Annotated in this window: 8 protein-coding genes; 7 read left to right on the top strand and 1 reads right to left on the bottom strand. The window is 63.3% G+C overall.

Annotated features, from left to right (window positions below):
• The first annotated feature begins 55 nt into the window (after positions 1-55).
• The 4 genes from C4Q26_RS09990 (at position 56) to trxC (ending at position 7,237) form a co-directional block, all read left to right on the top strand.
• On the top strand, positions 56-1,798 hold the full coding sequence (locus C4Q26_RS09990; protein ID WP_023378259.1) for a potassium/proton antiporter: 1,743 nt from the start codon (positions 56-58) through the stop codon (positions 1,796-1,798).
• A gap of 36 nt (positions 1,799-1,834) precedes the next feature.
• The gene (mscK, locus tag C4Q26_RS09995) at positions 1,835-5,143 is read left to right on the top strand and encodes a mechanosensitive channel MscK (protein ID WP_027907922.1); all 3,309 of its coding nucleotides are present in this window, start codon (positions 1,835-1,837) and stop codon (positions 5,141-5,143) included.
• A gap of 151 nt (positions 5,144-5,294) precedes the next feature.
• Positions 5,295-6,755, top strand: coding sequence for a protein adenylyltransferase SelO (gene selO / locus C4Q26_RS10000; protein WP_023378257.1), 1,461 nt, complete (start codon positions 5,295-5,297; stop codon positions 6,753-6,755).
• Between the two features lie 47 nt (positions 6,756-6,802).
• Positions 6,803-7,237, top strand: coding sequence for a thioredoxin TrxC (trxC, locus tag C4Q26_RS10005; RefSeq protein ID WP_023378256.1), 435 nt, complete (start codon positions 6,803-6,805; stop codon positions 7,235-7,237).
• 201 nt (positions 7,238-7,438) lie between these two features.
• On the opposite strand, the gene C4Q26_RS10010 is transcribed toward trxC, so the two are convergent.
• Positions 7,439-8,212: a ParA family protein gene (locus C4Q26_RS10010; RefSeq protein ID WP_023378255.1), complete on the bottom strand. Its 774-nt coding sequence runs from the start codon at positions 8,210-8,212 to the stop codon at positions 7,439-7,441.
• 320 nt (positions 8,213-8,532) lie between these two features.
• Between C4Q26_RS10010 and C4Q26_RS10015 the strand changes: the two genes are divergently transcribed.
• Genes C4Q26_RS10015 through C4Q26_RS10025 form a run of 3 tightly spaced genes read left to right on the top strand, consistent with a single transcriptional unit; the run spans position 8,533 to position 10,284 of the window.
• Positions 8,533-9,249: a beta-ketoacyl synthase chain length factor gene (locus tag C4Q26_RS10015; RefSeq protein ID WP_023378254.1), complete on the top strand. Its 717-nt coding sequence runs from the start codon at positions 8,533-8,535 to the stop codon at positions 9,247-9,249.
• Positions 9,225-10,043, top strand: a complete 819-nt coding sequence (locus C4Q26_RS10020; protein ID WP_023378253.1) for a 1-acyl-sn-glycerol-3-phosphate acyltransferase — start codon at positions 9,225-9,227, stop codon at positions 10,041-10,043. Before C4Q26_RS10015 ends, C4Q26_RS10020 begins: the two co-directional genes overlap by 25 nt.
• Entirely contained in the window at positions 10,012-10,284 is a 273-nt protein-coding gene (locus C4Q26_RS10025) for a phosphopantetheine-binding protein (protein WP_023378252.1), read from the top strand. The genes C4Q26_RS10020 and C4Q26_RS10025 overlap by 32 nt, the downstream gene beginning before the upstream one ends.

The raw sequence follows: 10,284 nt of genomic DNA on the forward strand, positions 1-10,284 counted from the left end.
CTGCTAGTTCATTCTCGCAAGTCCCTTCTCTCGCGATGTCCCGGAGTACCTGCCTTTGGATGCAAGCACCATCAACAGCCTGTTCCTGATCGGCGCATTGCTGGTGGGCGCAAGTATTCTGGTCAGCTCGCTATCTTCGCGCCTGGGCATCCCCATCCTGGTCATCATCCTCGCCGTCGGCATGGTCGCGGGCGTGGACGGTGGCGGCATCATCTTCAACAACTACCCGACCGCCTACCTGGTGGGTAACCTGGCATTGGCCGTGATCCTGCTCGATGGCGGCCTGCGTACACGGGTGGCGAGCTTCCGCGTAGCCCTGTGGCCGGCCCTGTCGCTGGCCACCGTCGGCGTGCTGATCACCACCGGCCTGACGGGCATGGTCGCTGCCTGGCTGTTCGACCTGAACCTGATCCAGGGCCTGCTGATCGGCGCCATCGTTGGCTCCACAGACGCCGCGGCGGTGTTCTCGCTGCTGGGCGGCAAGGGCCTGAACGAGCGGGTGACGGCGACGCTGGAGATCGAGTCGGGCAGCAACGACCCCATGGCGGTGTTTCTCACCGTCACCCTGATCGACATGATCGCCAGCGGCCAGACTGGCCTGCACTGGAGCCTGCTGACCCACCTGATCCGCGAGTTCGGTATCGGTGGCCTGCTGGGCCTGGGCGGTGGCTGGCTGATGCTGCAACTGGTCAACCGCATCAACCTGGCCGGTGGCCTGTACCCGATCCTCGTGGTGGCAGGCGGCCTGGTGGTGTTCTCGCTGACCAACGCCCTGCATGGCAGCGGCTTCCTCGCCGTCTACCTGTGCGGCCTGGTGCTGGGCAACAAACCCATTCGCAGCCGCCACGGCATTCTGCACATGCTCGACGGCATGGCCTGGCTGGCGCAGATCGGCATGTTCCTGGTCCTGGGCCTGCTGGTAACCCCTCATGACCTGCTCCCCATCGCCCTGCCTGCACTTGGCCTTGCGCTGTGGATGATCCTGGTGGCCCGCCCGCTGTCGGTAGTGGCCAGCCTGCTGCCATTCAAGGCCTTCCATGGCCGCGAGAAGGCCTTCATCTCGTGGGTCGGCCTGCGCGGCGCGGTACCCATCATCCTGGCGGTGTTTCCGCTCATGGCGGGCTTGCCGGACGCCCAGCTGTTCTTCAACCTGGCCTTCTTCATCGTCCTGGTGTCGCTGCTGGTCCAAGGCACCAGCCTGCCGTGGATGGCCAAGCTGCTCAAGGTCACCGTACCGCCAGACCCTGCGCCGATTTCCCGCTCCGCACTGGAGGTGCACGTCACCAGCGAGTGGGAGTTGTTCGTCTATCGCCTGGGCGCCGAGAAATGGTGCATCGGCGCCGCCCTGCGTGAGCTGAAGATGCCCGAAGGCACGCGCATCGCCGCATTGTTCAGGGGCGAGCAGTTGCTGCACCCCTCCGGGAGCACCGTGCTGGAAGTCGGCGACATGCTCTGCGTGATTGGCCATGAACATAACCTTCCAGCCCTGGGCAAATTGTTCAGCCAGGCGCCGCAGCGCGGCCTCGACCTGCGCTTCTTCGGCGACTTCGTCCTCGAAGGCGATGCCGAACTGGGTGCGGTGGCGGCGCTTTACGGCCTGAAACTCGATGGTCTCGACGCAAAAATGCCACTGGCGCAGTTCATCCGACAGAAGGTCGGAGGCGCTCCAGTAGTAGGCGACCAGGTCGAATGGCATGGCACCATCTGGACCGTCGCGACCATGGACGGGAACAATGTCCAGAAAGTCGGCGTCAGATTCCCCGAAGGAACCCGACCCGGCCCGGGCTTGTTCCTCTAAACTCCGATTCTGCCCGATCCACAATGTAGTCTGCCTATGTCCCTGCGCGCGCACCTTCGCGCAGCCCTGCTCGGGCTGTGCCTGTCCCTCTCGTTCGCGGCCACCGCGGCCGAGGTCCCGACCACCGCCAGCATCCAGAACAGCCTCGACAAGATCGCCGAGCGCAAATTGCCCGAGGCCGAACAGAAGGCCCTGCAGCAGGTTCTCGAACAGACCCTGAGCCTGCTGGCCAGCAAGGAAGACAGCGAGAAGAAGCTCACTGCGCTGAAGCAACAACTGGCCACAGCGCCGAAAGAAACCACCGACAGCCAACGCGAACTGGCCAAGCTCAAGGACAGCAAGCCACTGCCGGTGGCCCAGCGCTATGCCAACTTCACAGTGCCTCAGCTTGAACAACTGCTCAGCGAGCGCAGCACCCAACAAGGCGAGTTGCAAAAGGCCTTGTCCGAAGCCAACAGCCTGATCATCAGTTCGCAGACCCGGCCGGAGCGGGCCCAGGCCGAAATCAGCAACAACCAGACCCGCACCCAGCAGATCAACAGCAGCCTCAAGAACGGCAAGGACAACGGCAAGCCACTCAACGCCGACCAACGCAACCAGCTCAACGCCGAGCTGGCATCGCTCAATGCCCTGACCCTGCTGCGTCGCCAGGAGCTGGCCGGCAACGGCTTGCTGCAAGACCTGGGCAACGCCCGGCACGACCTGTTGATCGAACGCGCAGCGCGCCTTGAGCAGGAAATCCAGGACCTGCAGACGCTGATCAACGACAAGCGCCTGGCCCAGTCCCAGCAGACCGTCACCCAGCAGTCGATCGAGGCGCAGAAGGCTGGCGGCAGCACCTTGTTGGCCAACGAGAGTGCCGCCAACCTCAAGCTCTCCGACTATCTGCTCAAGAGCACCGACCGCCTCAACGAGCTGACCCAGCAGAACCTGCGCACCAAACAGCAACTCGACAGCCTGACCCAGGCCGACCAAGCCCTGGATGAACAGATCAACGTGCTCAAGGGCAGCCTGCTGCTGTCGAAGATCCTCTACAAGCAGAAGCAGGCACTGCCGCACCTGAAGCTCGACCGCGACCTGGCCGACCAGATCGCCGACATTCGCCTGTACCAGTTCGAGATCAACCAGCAACGCGAGCAGATGAGCAGCCCGGTGAGCTATGTCGACAAGCTGCTGGCCAACCAGCCGCCGGACGACGTCACCCCGCAACTGCGCAAGGCCCTGCTGGAAGTGGCGATCACCCGCAGCGACCTGCTCGAACGCTTGAACCGCGAACTGTCGGCGTTGCTCAATGAGTCGATCACCCTGCAACTGAACCAGAAGCAGTTGCTCAGCACCGCACAAGGGCTGCGCACCACCCTCGAAGAGCAGATGTTCTGGATTCCCAGCAACAAGCCGCTGGATTGGGACTGGCTGCGCTACGTACCCGAGCGCTTCACCGCTCAGGTTGCCAGCCTGCCCTGGGGGTCGGGCCTCAAGGAGCTGGCCGACGGCTTGGGCCAGCGACCGCTGTTGTTCCTGCCATTGCTGCTGGTGATTGGCGGGCTGCTGTGGCGACGCAAGTACCTCTACCAGCGCCTGGGCAAGGTGCATCAGGACATCGGCCACTTCCGCCGCGACAGCCAGTGGCACACGCCGCAGGCCATCCTTATCAACATCCTCCTTGCCATGCCAGTCAGCTTGGGCCTGGCCTTGTGCAGCTATGCCTTGCAGATCGATGCACGTGGTCAGAACGCCAACCTCGGCGCGGCGCTGTGGCAGCTGGCACAGGCGTGGCTTGTGTTCTACACCGCCTACCGCATCCTCGCCCCGGGTGGCGTGGCGGAAATTCACTTCCGCTGGTACAAGCCGCAGGTCGAGTTCCTGCGGGGCTGGGTGCGCCGCCTGGGCTCCGTGGTGCTGGCTTTGGTCGGTGTGGTGGCGGTCGCCGAGCACCAGCCCTCGGCACTGGCCGACGATGTGCTAGGCATCGGCGTGGTGCTGGCGTGCTACGCACTGATGGCTTGGTTGCTCAGCCGCCTGCTGCTGAGTAGCCCTGCTCACCGCGACACGTCGCTGTTCCGCAAGGCCGTCGGGGTTGCCTTCACCGCCCTGCCCATCGCCTTGTTCGTGGCGGTGTGCTTCGGCTACTACTACACCGCCCTGAAGCTCACCGATCGCCTGATCTACACCCTGTACCTGCTGCTGTTCTGGCTGGTGATCGAAGCCGCCTTCGTGCGCGGCCTGTCGGTTGCCGCGCGGCGCCTGGCGTACCAGCGTGCCCTGAGCAAACGTGCGGCGGCCAAGGAGGGCCTCGATGGCGAGGTCGTCACCGAAGAGCCGACCCTGGATATCGAACAGGTCAACCAGCAGTCCCTGCGCCTGATCCGACTGGCCTTGCTCGGTGGTTTCATCGCCGGCCTGTACTGGGTTTGGGCAGACCTCATCTCGGTGTTCGCATACCTGAACAACTTCACCTTGTACGAATACACCAGCGGCACCGGCGCCAACGCCAGCATGGTGCCCATCAGCCTGGGCGACCTGCTGGGCGCGCTGGTGATCGTGGGCATTACCTTCGCCCTCGCCCGCAACCTGCCCGGTTTGCTGGAGGTGCTGGTACTGTCACGCCTGAACCTGGCGCAAGGCAGTGCCTATGCCACCACCACGCTGCTGTCGTACACCATTGTCGGCGTCGGTATCGTGACTACGCTGTCGACCCTTGGCGTGAGCTGGGACAAGCTGCAATGGCTGGTGGCGGCGCTGTCGGTTGGCTTGGGCTTCGGCATGCAGGAAATCTTCGCCAACTTCATCTCCGGCATCATGATCCTGTTCGAGCGCCCGGTACGAATCGGCGACACCATCACCATCGGCAATCTGTCCGGCACGGTGAGCAAGATCCGCATCCGCGCCACCACCATCACCGACTTCGACCGCAAGGACATCATCGTCCCCAACAAGACCTTCATCACCGGCCAGCTGATCAACTGGTCGCTGACGGACACGGTCACCCGGGTAACCCTGAAGCTGGGTATCGACTACGGTTCGGACCTGGACCTGGTCCGTGAGATTCTGCTCAAGGGCGCCCATGAGAACCCGCGGGTACTCAAGGACCCTGAGCCGATCGTGTACTTCCTCAACTTCGGCGAAAGCTCGCTCGACCACGAACTGCGCATGCATGTGCGCGACCTGGGCGACCGCAACCCGACCCTGGATGAGATCAACCGCTACATCAACCGTGAGTTCAAGGCACACAACATCAAGATCTCGGTACGCCAGGTCGAGGTGTTCCTGATAGATCCCAAGGGTGGCAAGCAGCAGCTGATTCCGATGGAGCAACCGAAACCGGATGGAGCTCAACCGGCCTGAGTGGGTTCGAATCCTTTATGCTGTGCACAATCCCTGCGAGGGCGATGCCCTCGATCACAGGCGATCCCGCTCCTGCAACTGCCCTGTGGGAGCAGGCTCGCCGGCGATTGGGCCGTGAAGCGGCCCCAGGCACCCCACTCAGGAGCCGCCCGTGAAAACCCTCGACCAACTCAGCTTCGACAACCGCTTCGCCCGCCTGGGCGATGCGTTCTCCACCCAGGTACTGCCCGAGCCCATCGCCGAGCCGCGCCTGGTAGTGGCGAGCGAGTCGGCCATGGCACTGCTCGACCTCGACCCAACAGAGGCCCAATCCCCGCTGTTCGCCGAGCTGTTCAGCGGTCACAAGCTGTGGGAAGAAGCCGACCCGCGAGCGATGGTGTATTCAGGCCACCAGTTCGGCTCCTACAATCCGCGCCTGGGCGATGGCCGCGGCCTGCTGTTGGCCGAGGTACTGAACGATGCCGGCGAGCACTGGGACCTGCACCTCAAGGGTGCCGGCCAGACGCCGTACTCGCGCATGGGCGACGGCCGCGCCGTGTTGCGCTCGTCGATCCGCGAGTTCCTCGCCTCCGAGGCCCTGCACGCCCTCGGCATTCCCAGCAGCCGAGCCTTGTGCGTGGTAGGTTCGAGCACTCCAGTGTGGCGCGAAACCCGCGAAAGCGCCGCCATGCTGATGCGTCTGGCGCCAAGCCACGTTCGCTTTGGTCATTTCGAGTACTTTTACTACACCCGCCAACCCGAGCAGCAGCGCATACTCCTCGACCATGTACTGGAACAGCACTACCCCGAGTGCCGCGAGGCCGAACAGCCTTACCTTGCGATGTTCCGTACCATCGTCGAGCGCAATGCCGAACTGATCGCCCGCTGGCAGGCCTATGGCTTCTGTCACGGGGTGATGAACACCGACAACATGTCGATCCTCGGCATCACCTTCGACTTTGGCCCTTACGCCTTCCTCGACGACTTCGACGCCAACTTCATCTGCAACCACTCCGATGACCGTGGCCGCTACAGCTACAGCAACCAGGTACCTATCGCCCATTGGAACCTCAGCGCGCTGGCCCAGGCCTTGACCACGGTGATCGAGGTGGAACCGCTCAAGCAAGCGCTGGAATTGTTCCTGCCGTTGTACCAGGCACATTACCTGGACCTGATGCGGCGGCGCCTGGGCCTGACCACTGCCGAGGATGACGACCTGGCGCTGGTCGAACGACTGCTGCAGCGTATGCAAAGCGGTGGCGTGGACTACAACCTGTTCTTCCGCAGGCTGGGCGAGCAACCGGTGGCCGATGCCTTGAAGGCGGTGCGCGACGATTTCGTCGACCTGGCCGGCTTCGATGCCTGGGGCGTGGACTACCTGGCGCGCTGCCAACGGGAAGCCGGTAATGCCGACGGACGGCGTGAACGCATGCATGCGGTGAACCCGCTGTATGTGCTGCGTAACTATTTGGCGCAGAAAGCTATCGAAGCGGCCGAGGCGGGGGATTACAGTGAAGTGAGGCGACTGCACCTGGTGCTGAGCCGGCCGTTCGACGAACAACCCGGCATGCAGGCCTATGCCGAACGGCCACCTGAGTGGGGCAAGCACCTGGAAATCAGCTGCTCGTCCTGATTCACACGGCCGGCGACAAGGCCAGAACAAACACCCAAGGAGCCCTCATGTCCGACCCGCTGCTGATCCCCTGCCCCCACTGCAACGGCCTCAACCGCCTGCCCGCCGCCCGCCTGGGCGACGCGCCCAAATGCGGGCGTTGCAAACAGGACGTGCTGCTGAGCAAACCCTTCGCGCTCACCGAAAGCAGCTATGCCAGCCAGATCAAAGGCGACTTGCCACTGCTGCTGGACGTCTGGGCGGACTGGTGCGGCCCCTGCAAATCCTTCGCCCCCACCTTCGAACAGGCCGCTCGCCAGCTTCAGGGCCGCTGCCGCCTGGCCAAGCTCGACAGCGAAGCCAACCGCAACCTGGCAGGCCAGTTGGGCATCCGCTCGATCCCCAGCCTGATCCTGTTCAAGAACGGCCGCGAAGTCGCCCGCCAGGCCGGGGCGTTTCCACTGCAGACACTGCTGGAATGGCTGCGCAGCCAGGGGGTTTAGGGTCGGCTGTGAGATCGAGCGCCGCCCGCGCGGCGCATCGCGAGCAAAGCTCGCCACGTTTGTTTCGGGCCAATGATGCCTGTAACAGTCGCGCGCGGCCGCCTTTTTGATTTGACTCGATACCGCGCCGTACGCCTGTAGGAGCGAGCCTCGCTCGCGATGCGCCGCGCAGGCGGCGCTCGCTCTGGCAGGCGTCGCAGATCACCCATTTTCCTCAAGAAGGTCATGCAACTCGACAAACTGCTGCGTGAGCTTGTGCCGTGGCTCCAAGTGGATCAGCGGCAGGCTGGCATGGTGCGATTCGCGCATCTTCACCGAACTGCCCAGATATACCGGTAGCACCGGAAGACCCTCGGCCAGCAGTTCGTCGAGCATCTGCTGAGGCAGGCTGGCGCGGGACTGGAACTGATTGACCACGATGCCTTCGACCACCAGGTCCTCGTTGTGGTCGTCCTTGAGCTCTTCGATCTCGGCCAGCAGGCCATACAGCGCCTGGCGCGAGAAACTGTCGCAATCGAAGGGAATAAGCACGCGATCAGCGGCAATCAGCGCAGAAACCGCATAAAAATTGAGTGCAGGGGGCGTATCGATGTAGATGCGCTCGTAGTCCTCGTCCAGATCGTCGAGCAACTTACGCAGCTTGTTGATCTTGTGCTTGGCCTCGAGCTTGGGCTGAAGGTCGGCCAGTTCGGCCGTCGCCGTCACCACATGAAGGTTGTCAAACGGCGTTTCGTAGATATCGACCTTGTTCTTCTTGCTGAACGGGCCGCTGGACAGGCTCTGCTTGAAGAAGTCGGCAATGCCCATGGGAATGTCCTCGCCGGTGAGGCCGGTGAGGTACTGAGTCGAATTCGCCTGGGCATCCAGGTCGATCAACAGGGTCCGGTAACCTTCGCTGGCACTGACTGCCGCCAGGTTGCAGGCGATGCTCGACTTGCCCACGCCACCTTTCTGATTGAACACCACGCGCCGCATGAGAGACCTCCGTGTATCAACGAATGCCCGAGTATGTGGCGGCGTCTGCGCAATGACCAGCACCTATTCGCTCAACTTGAGCGAACGGCGACCGACAACCTCTTCATACCGTCCATCGGAAATCACGCAAGCCCGCGGTCGGACTTGACGCAATCGCCTCTGCCCATTGTCTGATGGCAATCAGCTAACCAACATTTGCTACACGCCGCCAGCACCGGGATAATGCGCGCCACTCGGCGATTGCGCCAACCCTGTCAGGTCGTTGTTTCGAGTGATTCCCTCGACAAGGAAGTTCCTCAGGGCGGAAAGTCAACACTATCGTGATCAGCTTCGATATCAGCCAATGGCGCGCCTGGTCCCCAGGGTTGCAGACACCTGCCGACTGGCACGCCTGGGCACACGGCACGCAGCCGTCGCAGAGCGACGGGCCGCCTCCCGATGTTTCGTTTTTGCCGGCCATGCAGCGCCGTCGCCTGAGCCTGCTGGCCCGCATGGCATTTGCCGTCGGCTGGCCGCTGGCCGAGGGCCACGATGCACTGCCGCTGGTGTTCGTCTCGCGCCATGGAGAAACCCCACGGACCTTCGCGATGCTCAGCGAGCTGGCCGAGCAACAGCCGCTGTCGCCCACCCAGTTCAGCCTGTCGGTGCACAATGCGGTGATCGGCCTGTGGTCGATCATGCGCAGTGAAACCAGCGAGATGACCGCGCTGGCAGCCGAGCAGGATGGCTTCGAGCAGGGCGTGATCGAAGCTGCGGCCTTGCTGGCCGAGGGCGCCCCGGCCGTGCTGCTGATCATCACCGAAGAGCGACCACCCGAGGCCTACCGCAACTGGATCGACGACGTACCCTTTTCCTACGCCCTGGGCCTGTTGCTGACATCCGGCCAACAATGGCAGCTCACCCTGGGCCAGACGCCGGCGGGCCAAGGCACCGCATTGCCCCATGCCCTGAGCTGGCTGCGTGCTTCGCTGACCGACCAGAATACCGTCACCCACACCGTGAAGCGTCGTGTATGGACCTGGCAACGACAGCCGTGAACCGCCCCCGCGATGCCTACTACTGGCGCCTGCTGGCCACCGCCTTGAGCTTTGCCGTATTTGGGCTCGGCGGCCTGTGCCTGCGGCTGCTGGTGTTCCCCCTGTTGGCCTGTATGCCGGGCGGTCGCGAACGCCACCGCCAGCGTGCCCGGCAAACCATCGGTTGGCTGTTCTGGCACTTCATTCGCTTCATGAAGGGCGCTGGCGTCTTGACCTACCAGGTCATTGGCGCCGAACGCCTGGGCCGCCCTGGTCAGCTGATCATCGCCAACCACCCGTCGCTGATCGATGTGGTCTTTCTCATCGGCCTGGTGCGCCAGGCCAATTGCGTGGTCAAGCACAGCCTGTTCGACAACCCATTCACCCGTGGCCCGGTCGGCGAGGCCCAGTACATTGGCAACGACGGCAGCATGGACATGCTCGAAGAAGCCGTGGACGTGTTGCGCCAAGGACAGCCGTTGATCATATTCCCGGAAGGTACGCGCACCCCGCCCGGCCAGGTACCGGCCTTTCATCGCGGCGCCGCCGCGATTGCCTTGCGGGGTGCGAATATCATCACGCCGGTGACCATCAAGGTCAGCCCGACCACCCTGACCAAGAACGAACCCTGGTACCGCATCCCCAGCCGTCGCGTGCACTTCACCCTCACGGTCGGCGCCGATATCGACCCTCAGGCCTTCGCCACACAGGGGCCGGCGCCTCAAGCATCACGCAAGCTGAACGACTACCTGCATCAGTACTACCTCAAGGAGCTCGCCACAGATGAGCGATCCACAACACGACCTGCACCGTGACCTCAAGCAACTGATCATCGACGCCCTCGGCCTTGAAGACATCGGCGTGCAGGACATCGACGACCAGCAACCGCTGTTTGGCGAAGGCCTGGGCCTGGACTCGGTGGATGCACTGGAATTGGGCCTGGCACTGCAGAAGCGCTATGGCTTCAAGATCGACGCCGATGCCAAGGACACCCGCAACCATTTCCGTAACGTCGCCACCTTGGCCGCGTTCGTCACTGCCCGTAAGGCTGCCTGA

This window comes from Pseudomonas sp. SWI44 (assembly GCF_002947915.1).
GTDB classification, from domain to species: Bacteria; Pseudomonadota; Gammaproteobacteria; order Pseudomonadales; family Pseudomonadaceae; genus Aquipseudomonas; species Aquipseudomonas taiwanensis.